16 protein-coding genes and 1 pseudogene are annotated in these 19,145 nt (G+C 55.3%); 8 read left to right on the top strand and 9 right to left on the bottom strand.

The window, feature by feature from the left end; all coding sequences use genetic code 11:
• The first annotated feature begins 73 nt into the window (after window positions 1-73).
• From DV706_RS20580 to DV706_RS20565, 4 genes and pseudogenes are all read left to right on the top strand, one after another.
• Window positions 74-2,008, top strand: a complete 1,935-nt coding sequence (locus DV706_RS20580) for a hypothetical protein (protein ID WP_006065884.1) — start codon at window positions 74-76, stop codon at window positions 2,006-2,008.
• 443 nt (window positions 2,009-2,451) lie between these two features.
• Window positions 2,452-2,826, top strand: a complete 375-nt coding sequence (locus tag DV706_RS20575) for a hypothetical protein (RefSeq protein ID WP_006065883.1) — start codon at window positions 2,452-2,454, stop codon at window positions 2,824-2,826.
• A 97-nt stretch (window positions 2,827-2,923) separates the two neighbouring features.
• Window positions 2,924-3,153 (top strand): annotated as a pseudogene (locus tag DV706_RS22185) (type B DNA-directed DNA polymerase); the annotation flags it as partial.
• A gap of 1,055 nt (window positions 3,154-4,208) precedes the next feature.
• Entirely contained in the window at window positions 4,209-5,600 is a 1,392-nt protein-coding gene (locus tag DV706_RS20565) for a Cdc6/Cdc18 family protein (RefSeq protein WP_006065882.1), read from the top strand.
• Window positions 5,601-6,048: 448 nt separating this feature from the next.
• Here DV706_RS20565 and DV706_RS20560 read toward each other — a convergent pair whose 3' ends face one another.
• Complete coding sequence (locus tag DV706_RS20560; RefSeq protein ID WP_006065881.1) at window positions 6,049-6,372, bottom strand: hypothetical protein; 324 nt, start codon at window positions 6,370-6,372, stop codon at window positions 6,049-6,051.
• Between the two features lie 61 nt (window positions 6,373-6,433).
• Window positions 6,434-6,769, bottom strand: a complete 336-nt coding sequence (locus DV706_RS22180; RefSeq protein ID WP_240756950.1) for a hypothetical protein — start codon at window positions 6,767-6,769, stop codon at window positions 6,434-6,436.
• A gap of 494 nt (window positions 6,770-7,263) precedes the next feature.
• Here DV706_RS22180 and DV706_RS20550 point away from each other — a divergent pair, with 494 nt between their 5' ends.
• On the top strand, window positions 7,264-8,541 hold the full coding sequence (locus DV706_RS20550) for an RNA-guided endonuclease InsQ/TnpB family protein (protein WP_006065879.1): 1,278 nt from the start codon (window positions 7,264-7,266) through the stop codon (window positions 8,539-8,541).
• 44 nt (window positions 8,542-8,585) lie between these two features.
• Here the strand turns inward: DV706_RS20550 and DV706_RS20545 are convergent, their stop codons facing one another.
• Window positions 8,586-9,512 (bottom strand): M78 family metallopeptidase domain-containing protein, encoded by a 927-nt coding sequence (locus DV706_RS20545; RefSeq protein ID WP_006065878.1) that lies wholly within the window; start codon window positions 9,510-9,512, stop codon window positions 8,586-8,588.
• 714 nt (window positions 9,513-10,226) lie between these two features.
• On the opposite strand from DV706_RS20545, the gene DV706_RS20535 reads away from it, so the two are divergent.
• The 3 genes from DV706_RS20535 to DV706_RS20525 all read left to right on the top strand — a co-directional run bounded on the left by DV706_RS20535 (window position 10,227) and on the right by DV706_RS20525 (window position 15,047).
• A complete protein-coding gene (locus DV706_RS20535; protein ID WP_049889759.1) occupies window positions 10,227-11,066 on the top strand; it encodes a hypothetical protein in 840 nt (279 codons plus the stop codon).
• Window positions 11,067-11,165: 99 nt separating this feature from the next.
• On the top strand, window positions 11,166-12,605 hold the full coding sequence (locus DV706_RS20530) for a ribonuclease H-like domain-containing protein (RefSeq protein ID WP_006065876.1): 1,440 nt from the start codon (window positions 11,166-11,168) through the stop codon (window positions 12,603-12,605).
• A gap of 3 nt (window positions 12,606-12,608) precedes the next feature.
• Window positions 12,609-15,047 (top strand): DEAD/DEAH box helicase, encoded by a 2,439-nt coding sequence (locus DV706_RS20525; RefSeq protein WP_006065875.1) that lies wholly within the window; start codon window positions 12,609-12,611, stop codon window positions 15,045-15,047.
• Window positions 15,048-15,647: 600 nt separating this feature from the next.
• Here DV706_RS20525 and DV706_RS20520 read toward each other — a convergent pair.
• The 6 genes from DV706_RS20520 to DV706_RS20500 all read right to left on the bottom strand — a co-directional run bounded on the left by DV706_RS20520 (window position 15,648) and on the right by DV706_RS20500 (window position 19,139).
• Window positions 15,648-17,063, bottom strand: a complete 1,416-nt coding sequence (locus tag DV706_RS20520) for an ATP-binding protein (RefSeq protein WP_006065874.1) — start codon at window positions 17,061-17,063, stop codon at window positions 15,648-15,650.
• A gap of 152 nt (window positions 17,064-17,215) precedes the next feature.
• On the bottom strand, window positions 17,216-17,437 hold the full coding sequence (locus DV706_RS20515) for a hypothetical protein (protein ID WP_006065873.1): 222 nt from the start codon (window positions 17,435-17,437) through the stop codon (window positions 17,216-17,218).
• Between the two features lie 82 nt (window positions 17,438-17,519).
• Window positions 17,520-17,678 carry a hypothetical protein gene (locus DV706_RS21600; protein WP_006065872.1) on the bottom strand — a complete coding sequence of 53 codons (159 nt, stop codon included), beginning with the start codon at window positions 17,676-17,678 and terminating at the stop codon, window positions 17,520-17,522.
• A gap of 60 nt (window positions 17,679-17,738) precedes the next feature.
• Window positions 17,739-18,398 (bottom strand): helix-turn-helix domain-containing protein, encoded by a 660-nt coding sequence (locus DV706_RS20510; RefSeq protein WP_006065871.1) that lies wholly within the window; start codon window positions 18,396-18,398, stop codon window positions 17,739-17,741.
• 40 nt (window positions 18,399-18,438) lie between these two features.
• Window positions 18,439-18,717 carry a DUF7389 domain-containing protein gene (locus tag DV706_RS20505; protein ID WP_006065870.1) on the bottom strand — a complete coding sequence of 93 codons (279 nt, stop codon included), beginning with the start codon at window positions 18,715-18,717 and terminating at the stop codon, window positions 18,439-18,441.
• Window positions 18,718-18,734: 17 nt separating this feature from the next.
• Entirely contained in the window at window positions 18,735-19,139 is a 405-nt protein-coding gene (locus DV706_RS20500; protein ID WP_006065869.1) for a DUF6166 domain-containing protein, read from the bottom strand.
• Window positions 19,140-19,145: the final 6 nt, after the last annotated feature.

Genomic DNA, 19,145 nt, shown 5'->3' with positions numbered 1-19,145 from the left:
CGAAGGGGTGATCAGTTTCTAACCAGTCGATCAATCGAGACGATTAACTCATCACCACCCAACAATCAGATAGATGGCTGGTACTGATCCTGATGACTGCTGCCAGGGTGCTCACGCAGCTTCCCAACAGGGCGAGTTCACTCAAGCAACCGTTTGGGATGCGTGCCGAGATGGGATTCAAGAGGCAATCGAGACACAGCTCGACGACGAGCAGGCACCACCAGTAATCATCGACGGCCTCCCCACGATCGGGAAAACACGACATGCAACGGAGACCGCATTCGATCTAGACATCCCGGCTGCAATCCTCACGCACCGGTACGAGACGCGAGACGTGCACCTCGATCTCGCTGCCGAGCATCAGAAAGCGGTAGTTGAAGTTCCAACGCTCGACCGGGACTGTCCAACCCGCCGAGGAGAGTACGGATCCGATTGGGCCGAGCGAATCAACGACTATCGGTTGCGGGGAGCCTCACCGACGTATCTTCACTACTATCTGCAGGATGTGCTGCCCTGTATGCAAGACGGTGACTGTCCATACCTCGCACGCTGGGACGCGGTCGAGGCGGCAGACGTCATCGTCGGCGGGCCAGCCCACGCCGCCCTTGATCGCGTCGTAGACGACCGCGTCGTCATCTTCGACGAAGACCCAGGAACCGCCTATCGAACGGAATTTGACGCAAATCAACTCTCAACAGCGATTTCAACCTTTCTCAGCAAGAACGACGACTTGCCGATAGACAACCACTTCGGGTTGATTGGGGCTGCAACAAATGAGGGGATGGAGGCGATACGAGATGCGATTCGTGACGAACTCTCAGATGACACCTCTATAGCCCGTCCAACTGAGGCAGTCGACGATGATGACGGCCATGCCGAGGCCCCGACTGCAGTGCTCGCTATGCTCGAACTTGGCGGACCGATTATTGGCGATACCGCACCGACGGAGTATGACTGGGACGATCAGCTTCGGGAAGAAGCAGGACTGGATTATGTCGAGCTTCCAGACGGGTCACAGGTTGTCTACGATCACGCTGAATCACGGGTCGTCATCCGACGGCCGCCGACTCTTGATGCTGCCCGCGCAGTAGTTGGACTCGACGGAACGCCGGTCGAAGAACTCTGGCGCGGACGGCTTGGCGTCGACGAGATAGTGAGTTGGCGGATCCTCTGCGATGACTGTCGGGCCCGGTATCTCCGTGACGTCATCGGCTACGAGTTCGTACAAACGACCTCGCACGTCAAGCCATACAGCAGTGGTGAATACGTCAATCGACGGGGCGACTTCGGGGTGATCGAGGCGGTCGCAAATCGCCACGATACAACACCAGGCGTCATCACGACCAAGAGTGCAACTGAGCGTCTCTTCGAAGAGCCACCCAGTGAGCCATTTATCGACATCGAACGAGTGACTGACCAAATTGCGGACGTCAAACACTACGGCGCGCTCCGGAGTAGCAACGACTTCACAGGGACGAAGGTGGGGGTCGTACTCGGTTCCCCCCATCCGGGAGACCGTCCGCTTCAGATTACGGCCGCACTGGAAGGCTTCACGGCGGTGAGAGGTGACGAGGGGAAGGGAACAGACCTCGACTACGGGATTCCTAAACGGCCGTTCCTCCGGCACTATCGCGAACACAAGATTGCCCAAGCTGTCCTCCGGTTCGGCCGAACGACGGCTGCGACGGTCTACATCCACACAGGGGTACTCCCTGAGTGGTTATCCGAGATGGTCACGGTCGGGCCAGAGGCTGTCACGATCGAAGAGCGCTCCGAGGGGCAACGTGGTGTGATTCGCGCGCTCCTGGACGAGGGCCCGGGGACAGCCACCGAGATCGCAAATCGAGAGGGAGTCTCTATCGGCGAGAAGCAAACCCGGGACTGGCTGAAGCGACTCCGGTCGGAAGGGTATGTCTCCCGTGATGACTCCCAGCCATACACGTGGGGTGCCAACGGCCTAGCTGACGCTCCGCATACCGCCCACGTGCGGCTGCCTGAACTCGGGTAGTGGCGAAAGTATTATCACCCCCACGAATACGCTATCGGTTGATTTTCCGTGAAATCACAAGCAGCTCGCGACGGCCCGCCTCGCATCGGTTTCACACCGTCCAAATCCCCATCTCTAACGCTGAATCAGACCTTTCCTACGTCTGGACTGAGCTGACTTCCCTTCGCTAAACTGAGCCACTACGTATAGAGTTCTATACGTCCGACCTCAGATTTCTTGACCTTCCCTCTCTTTTCGATCAGAACTGGTCCTCACACGGCTCACTGTGACCTGTCCCTTTCTGAACGATGCCTGAACACCCACCGTTGGATCGAGACATGCGTCTCCATCGGTGAATTTCCCTGGGTGATTGGGCCATTGCGAGGCGGGCCGGCGCGGGGGCGCGCCTCACCGAAGGTGGAGCGCGCCCGTCGCGAGGTTGCGACGGGGCGCGGCCACCGACTATGAGCTCGAAACGCGACATCCGATCGACGGACACGACCAATGCACAAACGAACGAGCCGACGCCCCGGTTCGAACAACCACTCAGTGACGACCAGATCTGGACGATGCTCCAGACGGCTGCGAACAGCGCCCGGATCATGCCGATCGTGAAGGGTGACTGGGAGTCGTCGACGCGCTCGTACGAGACGCGTGAGGACGCAGCCCGCGCCCTGATCTTCGACCTGAGCTTCTACGCCGACTATCGGTTCAGCCAGGTTCGCCGGTTGTTCCAGCAGACCGCAATGCGGGACGTCCTCACCAAGACGGAGATCGACGACATTGTCGAGGAGGCCTACATCCAGCAGAACGGACGGAGCTATCCAACGTTCGCATAATGGTGAGGTAGGCCAGTTACGAAGTGCTTCTCACGGGGCAGAGCCCGCGGAGATTCCCAGAAGTCCGGGACTGAAGCAGGAGATCCGCTGACACCGAGAAGGTCACACACAGAAGACGCAAAACGTATCGGTACTTAAACAGGCTCGCGAATAGGACCTTGCCGTCCATCCCAAACAGGATATCGAGTACGCCGTCGTCGACGAGAAATCCTCACTGGACCACGTCGCCCTCGCCCCGTAGAGATCGACACCTACGACGCATTGTACTACGAGACGCAGCTAGTCCGAGCTGCTGAGATCCTACTGTCTCCCTTTGACTGGAATTAGAACGACATCCGACGCGAGTTCAATGGAACACGTGTAGTCGATATCACGGACTGGGCCTAACGAACCCCCTCCCCCCTTTTTCGAGTTGTAAACTCGTGACGACGGGGAGGGGGTGAACAGGAAGAGGGGTTGCAAAACAGCCGATTGTGGCAGATACACGCGATAGAAGACCTGAACATCCATTTCTCTAAGTTACAACTAGAAATGCGAAAGTTTATGATGCGCGTTATCTAACCATACCCGTAATGGGAACAAAAGAAATAAATCTTCTAGTCCAGCTAGAAGATTGGAATCTCTGGGTATAGAGAATCTCCTCATCTCGCACATGGTCCCAATCTCGAGAACTATCTGGTTTCATCGCCTCTACGTCCTATTTTGTGAACTCCATTCTCACTCCATGGGGTCTAGAGTGGTCTGCACCCGGCGACTTACAACTCGAAAAAGGGGGGAGAGGGTAGAATGTTCGAGTACACCACACGAACTTCACCAACCATCATGTTTGTTAACCGGTATTACTCTCATTTGTGAACTGCTCGTACGAGCGTTACCCTTTCGCGACAATTCTGGTGCTTACTACTCGAAAACGGGGGGTGTGGGATACACCGTTTCACCCTAAGCATCATTCGCAAAATTCAGCCGATATAGATCTGCTTCTATACTCAGTGCGACTCACTGTTACTTACAACTCGAAAATGGGGCGGGTGGGAGAATCGAACCAGGTGTGATGACGCTCCTCGAAGTCTTACAACTCGAAAACGGGGGGTCTGGGTCATCGAGGGAGTTCGACGATAGAGATTCCTGGCGATCCCTTACAACTCGACAACGGAGGGTGTTAGATGCCGAAGACGGTATCTGGCTGGTTTCGGGAATACACGGCTGTAGTTGTTAGATAGCCTGTTTTTACCCGGTTACAACTCCACAAGGGTCCACATTTTTATACCCAGAGTTCGAGGGGGTTCATAATGGGACGAAAGGGACGTAGAGCAGGTTCGAATCATCCAGAAGGTGAAAAGGATCGCAAATCCTCCTCTGCTGCTCCTGATAATCCCGAGTCGATGGGTGAGGAGATAGATACGTCACAGTCGACGTTTGAGGATGGCTCGGAACTCGCCGATTCTTCTCAAGAGGCAACAAACGGTGGTGGCATCTCAATCCGGGATCGACTACAAACTGAGTCGTCTGGGGGGGTCTTCGCGAACAAAGACCTCGTTCGGTCAGATACCATCATCGACGAGGATCGTATCGTCGGTCGTGATGACCAACTGGGCCGTGTCGTCGACAATCTGAAACCCGTGCTCCAGAACGAAGGCATCCCAGATATGCTTCTGAGTGGTCCCTCTGGAACTGGGAAGTCGCTCATCATTCATGCAGTCTGCAAACAGATCGTCGAACTGTGTGAATCCCAAGGCAAGACCTTCGGGGTCATTTCAATCAACTGCGAGGGGCCGAAGACTGCAGATCGGGCTGTCTATCGGTTAGTTAAAGCTGCTGCCGACGACCTCGGCGTTGATCCTGGTGTTCCCCAAACCGGAGTCTCAACAGATCAGAAGCTGGAGCGACTGTACGAACTGATGCGCGAGTACTATGACGGTGTCATCTTCATTCTCGATGAAATCGATATGCTCGAGGGACCGTATCAGGAAGCAGAGTACAATTCTCTCATCTACCAGCTTTCACGGGCTCGAAAACTCGCCGATTTTGATGGGCCGATATCACTCACGACTATCACGAATTACGCCGATTTCATGAAAGATCTCAACAGCCGCGCACAGAGTTCTTACAACCCTGACGATATCTTCTTCGACGATTACGATGCGAACCAACTCCGTAGTATTCTCCACAACCGACGAGACGCCTTCAAGCCAGACTCACTCACAGATGACGTCGTTCCGCTTGTTGCTGCGTTCGGATCCCAAACGCATGGAGATGCACGGAAAGCAATTGATCTCCTCAGATGGGCTGGCGAATTAGCCGAGCGGCGTGGAGCTGACACTGTTACCGAGACTGATGTCCGTGAAGCCCAGGAGAAATACACCGAAAATCGCAAACTACGCCATATCAGCGGGATATCCACTCAAAAGAAACTCTCCATCTACGCTGTGGCGGCTACTGCCCACTACGCAAGAGAACATCCTGAGTGGATACCTGCTGGACCTACGTTCAAGACGTACCAATTCATTGCTGATACGATGGATTCGGATCAGTACAGTCGCGAGACGTTCGTAAATCACGTCACAGAGCAGAGTACGTACGGGGTATTGGACTCCGAGCGTCGAGGCAAGGGGCGAGGCAGAGGAGTGCATATGTATTTCTCCCTCTCCGAGGACCCGGAAACGATTATGGAGACGATTCGTGAGGATTCCCGGTTCGAAGATCTAGCTCACGAAGAGGCGACTATCAGCGCGGTTGTCCGCGAACGGCTGAAGCAGTTCCGGAGCAAGAACTAATCTCGCTCAGATTCTCCCCGCACTTACTACTCGAAAACGGGGGGTGTTCGCGGCCCGGGTGATGCTTACAGCTCGAAAATGGGGGGTGTCATTTGTCGGGGTGTCTCGTTACTACTCGAAAACGGGGGGTGGGTGACCTTAGAGATACGACGTTCTATAGCATGTTGATGTGCTGTCTCCTCTCCCTCTCCGATTTACAGCTCGAAAATGGGGGGTGGATCTCACGATTTTTAATCGTCGTCGGTCTCCTCGATGAGGACGTCGTGGAGAAACCTCCTACCGTTCGGGGACTTCTGGTATTAAGAGCTTCTCAATCACGGCACCCCTGGTGGTAGACCATTCACACTGAGGGGTGTCGGTAAACCGATCCCATTCACACTCTGGGGGGTGTCGTCTGCTGAGGGTTCAATGGTGCTGAAACAAACCTTCGGCTCTGGTTCAATCTCGTCTACTCGTCGGGACTGACGGGGCCTTTATATTGAGATCGGATTTTTTCTCCGTCTCGCCACTGCCAGTAGTAGTAGCGATTGTCGTTGATCTCCTTGATTGTGATCGTCGCCTTCGAAGGAACGTCATCGGGTAGGTCCTCTGGTCGGTCTTCGACCTCCTCATCCTCTTCTTTTTCAGCTAGTCGTGCTTCTCGCTCGCGATGTTCGGCAAGCTCCTCGGCGAATCGAGCGATTTGCCGAAGCACCTCTGGAGATTGTTCCTCGAGCTTCGAAGCGATGTCAGGTGGGACTTCGCGAGGTGGGTCTGGTGGAGAGTATGACATGGGGGCTCTGTTAACCAACGTTGTTGGCCAATATCTTAGACTTGTTGGTTAAAACTCTCGTCTACTGGATCGAGAACTCTTCGATAACCGCCGCCGTAGCTTCGAGTTCTCGTCGTCGCTCCTCTCGTTCTTCAATCTCTTGGTCCAACTCACGAATTTCCGCTGCAAGTTGTTCGACCATGTCCATCATCTCCGGGAGACGGCCATCGGGACGAGGGACGTTCCCACTCCGAATTTCGAGATCGGCTCGCCGTAGATGTTTACACCCACCGCTTGGATTCCGCTTCGTAAAATCTGGACACGTACACGTCTTACTCGCGATATCGACCTCGTAGATGTTCCCTGACTCCGATTGCACCTCGTAGATTCCCCCCTTCTGGAGTAACGAAACGTCCATCTCTTCGGTTCGAGCTCGTTTAGTGCGGGGTTCGAGTTCCTCCTGACACGGGTCTTCGCCAATAGTGGGTTGCTGGAGAGCTTCAGCAATTCTCGAAGCTGCTGGAGTCGATGCTACAACTCCACCATCTGTTGAATACACTCGCTCATCGTGTTCTGTTTCGTCTTCGTTCTGTATCTCGACGTTGTCAGTTCGTTCGGTCATGATTTCAGCTGAATCGACGTGACGAGTTCGCGCACGCCGTCGCCCTTCGACGGCGTGAAAAACCGTTTATACCGCACTTGGAACTCAATTAGCTGAAAGTGAGGGCGCTAAGCCCCCGTCCTCAAGGACCGAGCCTGAGGCCAGCGAGTAGGGCGGGGATACAGCGTTCACAAGAGCAAGCTCTTGTGCAGCCCATCAGAACTGAAGGTTCTGAGGACGCCCGTACGAGTCACAATCGACTCCCTTCAGAATCCTTAACTATCGATAATTCGTAGCCATGAACACGTCGCATGAAGTACAGTCCACGCTACCGACTCTTCCCAAACGAAGAGCAACAGGAAGCAATGGACTGGCAACGCAACACCGCACGACAACTCTACAACCACGCGCTCAGAGAATTCAACAAGATTCCTGAGGACGCCGGCAGGCTCCGACAACGCGTCTGGATGGTTCGAGACACGATCCCCGAACTGAAAGACTGGTGGACAGACTTGAAACAAGTCTACTCCACCGTGTTGCAGAAAGCCGTTGAACGCATCCGCGACAACATCAACAACCTCGGGAAACTCAAAGCCAACGGCTACACCGTGGGGTCGTTGAACTGGAAAGCACCGCGTGAGTACAGGAGTTTCACGTACCGTCAATCGGGCTTCGAACTCGACAAGAAGAGTGGCCCCGACGGGCACGCACTCCTGACGCTGAAGAAACTCAAAGGTGAAACCCGAGAGATTCTAGTTCGCTTCCACCGCGACCTTCCAGACCACGACGCCATCAAAGAAGTCACGCTCAAGAAAGACGCGACGGGTGCGTGGTTCGCGTCGTTCACCATCGACACCGACGCCCCCGCGAAACCCGAGCCCGAAGACATCGACCCTGAGGACACAGTGGGACTCGACCTCGGCGTGCTGAACTTCATCCACGACAGCGACGGGCGGTCGGTGAACCGTCTCAACTTGTCACGTGACCGCGACCGCCTCGAACGCGAACAGCGGTCACTATCCCGGAAACAGGAAGGCTCGAACAACTGGGAGAAACAACGTTGCCGCGTCGCTGCAATCCACGCGCGGATGTCGAACAAGAAGCGGGACTTCAAGCACAAACTCGCACACTTCTATACCACCGAGTATGACGCCGTGTTCGTCGAAGACCTCGACGTGAAGGGTATGCTTGAATCCCGACAGAACGCCCGAAACAAGGCCGAGGTTGGTTGGCGGGACTTCCTCACTATACTTGAACACCACGGCGATAAGAACGGCTGTCACGTCGTCGAAGTCGAAGCGCGAGGCACCACGAAAGAGTGTGCGGAGTGTGGGGTTGAAACCGCGAAGCCGCTGTGGGTGCGAGAGCATTCGTGTCCGGCGTGTGGCTTCGAAATCGACCGGGATTGGAATGCTGCATTCAACGTCCAGCAGCGCGGCTGGACTCGACTAGGAGTGGTTCACTCCGAATCTACGCCTGCGGAGACTGCGACCGCTGTGGATACTCTTGAAGTATCTGCAAGTCGCGTCGTCGAAACAGGAAGCCCCTGCCTCAAGGAGGCGGCGCAAGCCACCGATAGGCAGGGGTAGTTCACCTCTGACTGTGAGTACTGCTTCAGAGGTTGTCGGAATCGTCACTTCTCGAGTGACCCAATTATCTCCTGAGCGGTGGAACTGATTCGGCCGAGGCGCTCTTGAATCACCTCCGAGTCATCGCCCTGCCACGCAGCGAGATAGAACGCAGATCCGCTCGTGTCGAGTCCGAAATACCGACCGACAATGTACGCGACGGCTTCTGCTTCGACTTCTCGTTTTGCCCGTTCGGGTTCATTCTCGATATCGAAGTGGAGCAGCGCGTGGGCGTACTCGTGAATCAACGTGACGGCGAGGTCTGCTAGGTTCGATCGGGCTCTTGCTTCGACGACTGGCTGGAGATCGTGTAGACTCCGGTACTTACAGACTCCCTTCGCGTCGCCATGGTTCCAGTCGTTAGCATCGACGATGCGTACCTTCACACCGAGTTCATCAGCTGCCCCTTTGAGCGCAGGCACCAGGTCGTCGGCGTCGCCCATCGCTGCAGTCTCCAGTTCGGGAAGCGGCTCTCCTTCCGTTTGGGACACGTCGAAGACTGGCGCTGGTTTGAACCCGACGAGTCCTTTCGACCATTCATCCGGCGACGTCTCGTTGTACTCACAGCCGATTTTCTCGTGGTAGCTGGGCGAATTCTCACACTCGGGACATCGCTTAGTGATGATCGGAGCCCGGATCCAGATGGCCTGTTCGCCTTCCTGGACATGCCGATCGAAGTCGTTTCGCCACGTGTTATAGCCAGCAACCTTTGTTGCCTCTGGATACTGCAGTTTGATGAGGAGCGTATTTCGGTGCGAATAGTCGTGGTAGCGACTCTGGATGTCTAACCACTCCTGAAACTCCTCACTTGCTTGTGCATCGTCGACGCGGTCGACGAGGTCGTCGATCCACTCTTCGATGGTACTGTGCATCTCGTCGTGTCGGGTGTCGGTCTCCTCGAACGAGACCGACGAATCACTACTCGTAGCCATGGTTTTCAGGACTTGAAGTATCGCAACTGCGCCGATTCAGATCGCGCCGCACCCCTTCGGGGCAGAAAAAACAGTGCTATCTGGCGGAAGGCTTGTTTCTTCTTCGCAAAGCCGAGCGTGGTGAGGTATTCGAGAAATGCGTCGAACTGCTCGACGTCGCTGGGCACGTCAGTCGTAAGGTACCGTGTCCATTCGATGGTCTACTTGGACGTGGGATCGGATTCGTTCTTGCCGTGGATGTACCACTACTGAGCCGCTTTAAGAGCGATGAGTAGGATCATCGGTGGCTGTTCACCGGCGATCCCAACCGCGATCGATTCAATCTCTTCGGGCACTTCGCTGGGATTGACCACCCCTGACTGTGTGTTTGCGATATCGGCTGGAATCTTCCCGATCGAGACACCAGTCGGACGCTGTCACTGACTCACGGAAAATCACCATCTTGGAGAACCCGATTTAGAGCCTTCGCCTCTCTGGAGGGCGCGAAAAACCACTCGTAGCGGAACAGCGGCAGGTGTGGGTTGCCACCCTGCAGACCATGCTTGATACGTTCGAAGAGGGGTACTGATGCAATTACTGTACGTGTGATTGTAGGGGATCAAGTTGAGGACTTCGTACTTAAATGAAGTGTTGGTTATTTTACCCAAATCGATAGACTGCGGCCGATTTTGGAAAATAGGGAACCCTATGGGGTATGCAGGAGTAATTTGTCATATGGCTGGCGATCGGACGCACTCGACACCACCCACCGAAATTGCTCGACACCAGTTAGCGCTGTTCGAGTCAATCTCGGAAGATGACAGAGAGCGAATCATCCCGTTCAGCACTCTGGAGACCCAACACTACTGCGAGCAAAAAGCACAGTTTGAGCGTGCTGAAATCCCGGATGAGGAATCCCTCCCAGAGCGACTCATCCGTGCACAGGAACAACATAATGAACTGGTCGAAATGACGGGGACCACCGATGATGAGTACACACTCGCGGACGCCTGGGACGATATTCAGGCAGGCGATGTCTCATTGATCTACTTCCCACTCGCTCATGAGATCGTGAACATGATTTTGGTGGGGCGGCCGACCTTTCTTCGGTTCGTAGACAGTCAACCGGTTCAACTGACGCTCGTTCGTGGCGTAACCAAAGACCGGTATCTTGACCAGCTCTTTCCGAATGAGAGATTCCTCTTATGGTGTCACGGAAACCTACTAGATCGAATCGGATTCGATGTCTCAGACCTCTCTACCCGCTATCTCAAATACCCGCAGTCCAAATTCAACGCCGTCGAGGTGAGCAGAGCACAACTCCTGCTCGCAGCCGAAGACGGCGACGATATTGCGGTCAAACTCAACGAGAAGTCAACACTCCACCCGAACATCCGCCAACATACGCTTGCTTACGAACGGGACATTCAGCGGGGTAGGCAACTCCGTGCATATGCAGCCTTTTGGCGTGACGGCGGCGAGCCGTCCGGTGCCAATCACTGGAAGAAATGTGTTAGCTGTCGCTTCCGCTCTGGGTGTGACCTCGCGCTGGCCCAAGGAGAAGAACGGGGGTAACCTATTCATGGACAAGCTTATCATCGAACTTGACGCGCAGCCGAACCCAGAACTACCACGGATGAGAACCGTGCGTAACAGTCGATCCGGTGGCAAATCATGATCGGGTTGACGGTCTTGCCGGAGGTGACAATGCAGCGCTGTAGAGGGAACCAGCTCCAAGATATCGTCCGCTACTTCGATTCCGATGTCGTCTTCACCCCTCACCGGATCCACGAGCCGTTCCTAAGGGCTGAACTCGGGGACTCTGTACGGGTGATGACCCAACCGCTCAACTCCGGCAAACCGATCGAAATAGCAAGAACAAATGACACCCAGTTGGTCTGGATTTCTACCCCCGGAGATCTTGAGACCGTCATTCAAAATATGCAGACGAACCCGGATCAAGGGTGCTCAGAGATATTCCTCCTCTCGGATCAGCTCGCTGTTTCCGTCGACCTCATCGATTTAGAGGCGCGACTTGACGGCCTTACAGAGTACCGGGCGGTGCTCGCTGAGCATGATGCCGTAGGCGAATTCACACACCTCACGATTGAAGCAAATCCGGAATATCGTGCGGAGTGGCAGAGCGTTGATGTCCAGGGCGTTATGCCTGGAACGAATAAACAGCAAGGAACCATCCATGCCGGTGTCGCACACTTCGAACTCCAACCCGACGGCGTTGTCGGCGGGAAAACAAGAAAGCTGGAGCAATTCGGGCTGCAAGCCGTCGACCAGATCGGTGAATCACGGGTAGAGACGCTCTACCAGGCAGGCATTCACTCACGGCAAGACCTCTCGACATCGTCGGTCCACGAGATCTCGAAACTCTCCGGGTTAGGCCAAGCAACTGCCCGGACGGCCATCGAATCCGCACAGGTGATCGAGCAAGGCGAGGTGCGGAAGGCACCGGGTGCAAGCCTGCCAAAGAGCGATCCAATTTTTATTGATATCGAAACCGATGGACTCAATCCCACAATTGTCTGGCTCATCGGTGTCTACCTTCCAGCCCAGAACGACCGATACATGCCGTTCATCGAGACGGATCCATCAAAACCAGAGGTGGCGCTTGAAGCATTTCTGTCGTGGCTCGCTGAATTCGGGCAAGATCAGCCTATTGTGGCCTACAACGGCTGGAACTTTGATTTCCCCGTGATCAACGAACATATCGCGGACCATTGCCCCAGATACCTCGACTTCTGGGAAAGTACGTACCGGTTCGATCTCTACGACTGGGCGGTTAGAGAGAACAACGCGACACTACCTGGGTTGACGAATAAACTGGAGGATGTCGCGGAGGCGCTCGGCTGGGAACCACTCGATACTGGTCTGACTGGTGCTGAAGTCGCCCGATTGTTCCAACGCTATGCTGCAAACCCCTGCCCTGCCACCGAGTTAGATTGGGAGCGACACAAACGATACTGCGAAGACGATGTCCGAGCGTTAGCGCACATTTATCACAAAATCAATGATTCGACCAACCGAATGACCTCAAACAGTAGCGGAACTCGTTCGTCGAATAGGAACTCCACGTCCCAAGGAACCCTTAGCGATTTCTAATTCATGAGCCAAAACCCAACTCCGTCGCTTGACGCAGTCCTGAATATCGAAACACTCGAAGAGACCTTCCCCAACTACAAGGGGCAACTCGTCGACACAATAGCGGACCCACCACGAGCAGCAAACACAGTCCCAGCTACAGACGTGCTACCGGATGGGCTTGCAGACCACCTTGAAAATGACCTCTACAGCCATCAGGCTGAGGCGATTCGAGAGCTGCAAGCGGGCAACAATGCGACCGTCGCGACCTCCACCGCTTCGGGGAAAACCTGGATCTACGCGATCTATTTCTGTCTCCTGAAGATTCAAAATCCGGACGCTCGCGCCCTTTTCCTGTATCCGACGAAAGCACTGAGCGCGGATCAAGAACGAGCAGTCAACGACCTGTTCAACCAGCTTGATATCGACGCTATCGCTGAAACCTACGATGGCGATACGAAGCAGGATCGGAAGAAACTCATCAGAGACCGCGTCGATGTTGTTATTTCGAACTTCGCAGGCATCAACCAGTATCTCGACTCCCACATGAAGTGGCGTGACGTCTTCCAGAACTGTGAACTCATGGCTATCGACGAGTGTCACACCTATACCGGAGTTCACGGGATGCACGTTGCATGGGTTATCCGTCGGCTCCGACGTTTGCTCGATCACTACGGTTCTGATCCGCAGCTGGTTTGTTCAACTGCTACGATCGGTAACCCTCGGGAACACTCCGAGCATCTGACCGGGGCCGAGTTCCAAGTTATCGACGAGGATGGTAGTCCTCACGGCCGTCGGGAGATCGGTTTCTGGCAGCCTCCGATCCAGGAGACGGACGAGTTAGTCAGCGAGTTGGATGAGGACGAGATTCTCCCCTCAATGCGAGAGAACGCAGATGATGAAGCTGCAGGTGCTTTGGTGCACTTGGCGAAAAATGATGTCCAGACGCTGATGTTCACCGACTCGCGGCAAGGCACGGAGATTGGCGTCAAGCGCGCCATCGAAGCCGCCCGGGACCATCCAGATGGGAAATATATCGACGTTGCACCGTACCACGCTGGGCTCAGCAAACAGAAGCGACGCGCCGTTGAGAATCAGTTGAACGGTGGTCAGGTTGACGGGGTAATCTCGACCAGTGCGCTGGAACTGGGAATCGATATCGGGTCAATGGATGCGACAGTACTCGCTGGCTATCCCGGCACCCGGCAATCATTCTGGCAGCGTATCGGCCGTGCAGGCCGGGGTACCACCGACTCACTGTCCGTGTTTGTTCCCCAATCAGACGCCATCGACCAGTATATTCTAAACAATCCCGACTACGTGCTTGAAGAGAACGTGGAGGATGCCGTCATCGATCTCTCGAATAACCCGGTGTACGCTAAGCACATCCTCTGTGCTGCATCTGAACGCCCCCTCACTGAAGCGGACACCGAGTGGTTCGGCCCACGGGATCGGCTTGCACGAGCGATCGACATGTGGCAGGCTGCCGGGCAGATGGTTGGAGACTTGGACCGGGGCGCCCAGTACAACGGGACCGCCCGCCCACAGAGTGGAATTTCGCTGTACGCGACCACTGACGAGCAATACGATGTGAGGCAGGTGGACGGAGAGATCGACATGGAGCCCCTCGACAAAGAGCGTGTGTACCGAGAGTATCATCCCGGCGCGTTGGTGCTGTATGACGGGGACCAGTACGAAGTTCAGGAAGTCGTTGAGGACCGCATCAACCCGTACGTCACCGTCGAACGCTCGAATTCCACGAACTATACCCAGGCGATCCATGACAAACAGATCACCGACTTGGACGTTGAGCGATCATATGATCTAGACGGCGGCTATCAACTCTGTGCCGGCATGGGAACGGTGCATATCAATTACACTGCCTACAACGTCATCGACATGCACACTGGTGAAGTCGTCGAACCGCTGATTCCCATTGATCTTGATCCGATTTCCCTCCGCACGCAGCTCATGTGGATCGCATTCCCCCAGGAGATCGTTACTCGGGTGCTGCGCGAGATTCCGCGAAGCTCCTATCTTCAACCGGATGAGGGCGCAGAGTTCGCATCGATGGGTGAAGAAGAATACACTGTAGTTGGTGGGCTCCACGGTGGCGAGCATGGTATGATCAAGATGGCACCGCTGGAACTCCGGTTAGACAACAGCGACATGGGGGGACTGTCCACGCTTCGTCATCACGAAGTCGGAGCTCCGGTGTGGTTCATTCATGATGCGATCGAGGGCGGTGTCGGGTTCGCACACAGTGTCTACGAACACTTCCAGGCGGTCGCCCTGCGGACTGTTGAGCGAATTGATGGCTGTGACTGCGGGCGCGACGTTGGCTGTCCCGCATGCTTGATGAGCAGCCAGTGTGGAAATCAGAACGAGCCGCTTCATCGGCCAGCAGCGGTCAGCCTTCTCCGTGCTGCGCTTGAACAAGTTGAGGATGCAACTACCAACTAAATACGCGCACGCCGTGGTCTTTGTGAATTGTCACGATACCGGCGTTGATGAGGCGCGTGTTTGGGGCTCGAGACGCTGTTCCGGTGTAAGACTACCCGATTCGATAGATGAACCATATCGGTTTGCCGTCAGCCTGCGGCTGTTGAGAAGGGGTTTAGATGTACTTGTATATTGTCGATAGGGTTGTAGACCATGGAATCGAGACGGGCTGAGCAAACCAGCAAAACTTCTTAACCAACAATCGTAGGTTCTCGCTTCTCGTTGTTGGTTAACACACGAGGACGTATATCCCCCTACCTTCCAGCAGTGGAACGTCCGATGAGATCGCCAAATGCCCCGATTCCAATATATTGTTCAATATGCCATCAGAGTCTTCGAGTCGAAGAAGAGATCCGTCCTGCTGACAGCAAGATGGATGACTAGAAAAACTAATTAAAGGAATGCTCGTCGACGGGGAGTTCGGCGCTATGGAGAGCGATCGGTACTCGAGACGCTGTCGTCTCAGTGGTTTCTTTCATTTATTCACCTATGGGGGTACGTTCGATTCCCTCGCGCCCCCTTAGGGTTCGAAAAACCATTCCCAGCTGTTACCCTCTGGCGTTACTGGTCGGTTTCACTCTCAAGAACAGCAACGATATCAGATAGATCGAAGAGACGAAGATCATCACGCTCGTCTGCAGCTTCCTCGACCGAGCGTTTGAACCCGGATCGGCTGAATAAGGCGAGTTCATACGTCGGCTCACCGCCTGTGGTGGGCGTCCAGTCGATGTGCTCCACGTCGTCTTCGAGGTCAGCGAGCACGTCATAACCGAGGGGGGTGTTGGTAAATTTCGCTTCCCCAGCGATCAGCGTTGACTTGTCAGTTGGTGCGACGACATCTACCTCCCAGCCCTTGTACCACCACTGGCTTGGCACCTGTGTGAGCTGGTAGTCTGCATAGAGCGCCGGCACCGCCTGGTGACAGAGCGATTCGAACGTTTCGCTGACGAAGTCGGGCAATTCCGGTTCGATGAGATCTGCGTAGGCGTTCTCGCCGTAGAGTTCGTACTGTCCCCCGCGGCCGTAGAGATAGCGGAAGTAAAACTGGAACACGGGATCCCGGATCTGGTATCGCGTCCGCTTGCTGCGTGCCGGGTCGGCGAGTGCTGGGTAGTGTTTCTCGATGATCTGAAGCGTTTCCAGCCGGTCGAAGTAGTACGACGTGTTGGTACTCTCGATGCCGGCTCCCTGGGCGATCTCGTTTCGACTGCGGTTCCCGCTGGCCATCGATTCCAGGACGGAGAAATACGTGTTCACCTCGTTGAGCTCCATCTGGAGGACGGTTTCGGGCTCGTCGTGGAGTGGGCCATCCGGGTCGCACAACAGCCGCGTGATGTTCTCTCCGAGGCTCTGTGATGGATCGAGTGGGCTGAGATATCGGGGTGTGCCGCCGAAGACGCCATAGACGAACACCCGTTCTTCGGGATCGTACGTCGGCACGAACTCTTGGATGGAACGAAACGGCAGCTGGGTGAGTTCGAGGCGGCCATTCGGTGTCTGGGATACCCGGCCGTAGAGTGGCGCACCGCCATCGAGGACGTGGGTATGAATCATGCCGATTGCAGAGCCTGTGAGTACGAGCGTCGCCTGACTCTCCTCGACAGCTGTATCCCACAGGTGTTGAATGACCGACGGAAGCCCCTCGTTCGATTCAATGAGGTACGGGAATTCGTCGATGACGATGATGGCGTCTCTGTCGGTGAGGTACGTTAAGAGCGGTTCCCATTCCTCTTTGACGGCCGTGATGTCTGGGTAGGTCGTCGCTGCTGCCTCGACGAATCGCCTGAGCTGTGTCGTCGCTGTTCCTTGGACTGCCTGATAGTACACGGCATCGTCGCGGTCGGCAATCGATTGGCGGACGAGTTCGCTCTTGCCGATCTGGCGGCGCCCATAGATAATTGCGAGTTCTGCAGCGTCACTCTCATAGAGGGCCTGCAACCGATCGAGTTCATCGATACGATTGACGAACTGGTCCATACTCCCAGTCGTGGTGGGAGATACATACGTGTTCCGAAGTTAGGGGCAGAACTATAATAGTCTGAACTATAATAGTCAAAACTCTAATTCGGTGGGCCAATTATTCGAGCTAACACCCATTAAGGCTCCGACAGACATTTCCGAATGTCCCGTCAGTCCTCTTGTGAGCGGATTTCATTGGCCTGCTGTTCAAGCCGGCGGAGGATCTGAACGCGTCCCAGGTTTGCATTCTCGTAGGCAACGCAGGCTCGCAACGTCTCCATGTCGTTGATCGTCACGATACCGGCGTTGATGAGCCGCGTGTTTGGTGGCTCGAGACGCTGTTTTGGCGTAAGACCGCCCGATTCTACAGATTGATCTGATGAATCACTCACTGATGTTCGCCTCCGCGCTTTTGAGGCGAGAAAAAAAAGGCTCTAGATTGACCTGCTTCCGTGACCGGCTATCAGCTGCACGTCACGCACTCAGACCCCACCGAACATCGTCTTCGACTGCCTGCAGTTCGCGTTCTGCACGCTTGACGCAGTCACGTCCAACGAGTTCGATCGCTGTTTCTCGATCGATTTTGTCATTCACGTACCGCGAGAGCACCCGTTCGGTGAGATCCGTGGCCATGTCTCCGCCATTGCTCTACAATGAATTAAACATCCCTGGATACTCTGTTGGCAGCCCAGGTTAGTTTGGGCGGTAGTTCGCGTCAGTGTTGACCTCGTCGTACATACGGCCGAGCATGTCGAGTGCTGACTGGAAGTGCGCGTAGTGCTCGTTTGCGAACGCAACGGTTTCTTTGAGCGGGATGACGGACCGTCCGTCGACCATCTCGGCATCGATCTGTGACCGTGGCTCCAGAACGACCTGGATGGCGCCATCGAGATCTTCGATAGGCTGGCGCTCTTCCGAAGTCGGGATTCCGAATCGATCGAAGAACTCCGTCCAGGCGTCGAGTTCGGATTCGTGGACGGCGATGAACAGCGGATAGTCCTCTGGGTCGCGAGCGACCTGGTAGCCACCGCGGGTCCAGACGTAGACCGCATCGATGCCAGTGTATGCATACTCCATCCCCGCGAACTGCGGGAGGACATACGCCTCTGAAATTGACGGTGGTGAGATGTCTGCTGCCGCCGTCAGAAATTCGAGACCGGCGTCTCGGAGTGTCTGATCGACGAGATGGTTCCCATTGTCGTACGCGACGTATCCCGCCTCCTCGAGCCGATTCACGACGCGACGAATCGTCTCTCGGTTCTCGTCGATCTTCCGCGCGACACCGGAGATGGAATCATCTGAGTCGAGTGCGAGGATGACCTTGAGTTCCTTCTCACCGCACACTTCGTACATTCTATGGCTACACAATTCTGTGCAATAGTCAAAAGAAATACTATTCGTGTGGGTCGGCTGGCTGGATCTGGCGAGTGTCCTCAGCGAGGTCGTGGATATACTCGCGGAGGGTTTCCATATCTTCGCGGGCGTCTTCGAGCGTTTTACCCTTCACTTTGGCCGTGATCTTGTCTTGATCGCGGGTGCCAGTACCGCGAGTAAGTTTGACCGTGAGTGAGACGCCAACATCGCTTCGCTCGACGTACTCGGTTGGTGCCTGACACTCACGGTTCTGCGGCGATTCTAGGCCCGTACGTGGCTGCTGGGTGTGTTCTGACATTGATTGCTCTCTGATCGTTAGTTGACGGACGGTGCGACTGGATCGTCGACTATCTCACGAAGGGCTGCATCTATCTCGCGGCCGGTGAGTCGCCAGCAGCCGTCGGGTCCTGTACACTCTAGCTGGCTCACTACTTCGGTCTTGAACGCCTTGTACTCCGCAAGCGCCAACTCCTCGTTATCAGTGTAATCGAGCAGGAGGGCGAGTGCGAGTTGGGCCGGCCCGCTGCCACCATATCCCCATTCGAATCCCGAAGGACTGTGATTCGCCACCTCCAGACTCCGCTCTGGCGTGAGCTGTTCTTGGTCCGATTGGTTCTCGACGATAGCGCGGCCTCGACGACGGTAACCGACGTAGATGACGTCGGGATCAGCCGAGGTCCGTGACTGTACGTGCGAACGTGGGTCGCTGATTCCACTCATAGGTTG

Origin of the sequence: Natronorubrum bangense, from assembly GCF_004799645.1 — an archaeon.
GTDB lineage: Archaea > Halobacteriota > Halobacteria > Halobacteriales > Natrialbaceae > Natronorubrum > Natronorubrum bangense.
Note: the sequence above shows the minus strand (reverse complement) of the source record. Positions and strands in the feature narration are given on the sequence as shown.

Coding starts and splice junctions, on each gene's coding strand:
- DV706_RS20530 (WP_006065876.1), top strand. CDS start 11,166: ATGATCGGGTTGACGGTCTTGCCGGAGGTGACAATGCAGCGCTGTAGA.
- DV706_RS20510 (WP_006065871.1), bottom strand. CDS start 18,398: ATGTACGAAGTGTGCGGTGAGAAGGAACTCAAGGTCATCCTCGCACTC.
- DV706_RS20520 (WP_006065874.1), bottom strand. CDS start 17,063: ATGGACCAGTTCGTCAATCGTATCGATGAACTCGATCGGTTGCAGGCC.
- DV706_RS20500 (WP_006065869.1), bottom strand. CDS start 19,139: ATGAGTGGAATCAGCGACCCACGTTCGCACGTACAGTCACGGACCTCG.
- DV706_RS22180 (WP_240756950.1), bottom strand. CDS start 6,769: ATGGACGTTTCGTTACTCCAGAAGGGGGGAATCTACGAGGTGCAATCG.
- DV706_RS20560 (WP_006065881.1), bottom strand. CDS start 6,372: ATGTCATACTCTCCACCAGACCCACCTCGCGAAGTCCCACCTGACATC.
- DV706_RS20575 (WP_006065883.1), top strand. CDS start 2,452: ATGAGCTCGAAACGCGACATCCGATCGACGGACACGACCAATGCACAA.
- DV706_RS20535 (WP_049889759.1), top strand. CDS start 10,227: ATGGCTGGCGATCGGACGCACTCGACACCACCCACCGAAATTGCTCGA.
- DV706_RS21600 (WP_006065872.1), bottom strand. CDS start 17,678: ATGGCCACGGATCTCACCGAACGGGTGCTCTCGCGGTACGTGAATGAC.
- DV706_RS20505 (WP_006065870.1), bottom strand. CDS start 18,717: ATGTCAGAACACACCCAGCAGCCACGTACGGGCCTAGAATCGCCGCAG.
- DV706_RS20580 (WP_006065884.1), top strand. CDS start 74: ATGGCTGGTACTGATCCTGATGACTGCTGCCAGGGTGCTCACGCAGCT.
- DV706_RS20545 (WP_006065878.1), bottom strand. CDS start 9,512: ATGGCTACGAGTAGTGATTCGTCGGTCTCGTTCGAGGAGACCGACACC.
- DV706_RS20565 (WP_006065882.1), top strand. CDS start 4,209: ATGGGTGAGGAGATAGATACGTCACAGTCGACGTTTGAGGATGGCTCG.
- DV706_RS20550 (WP_006065879.1), top strand. CDS start 7,264: ATGAAGTACAGTCCACGCTACCGACTCTTCCCAAACGAAGAGCAACAG.
- DV706_RS20525 (WP_006065875.1), top strand. CDS start 12,609: ATGAGCCAAAACCCAACTCCGTCGCTTGACGCAGTCCTGAATATCGAA.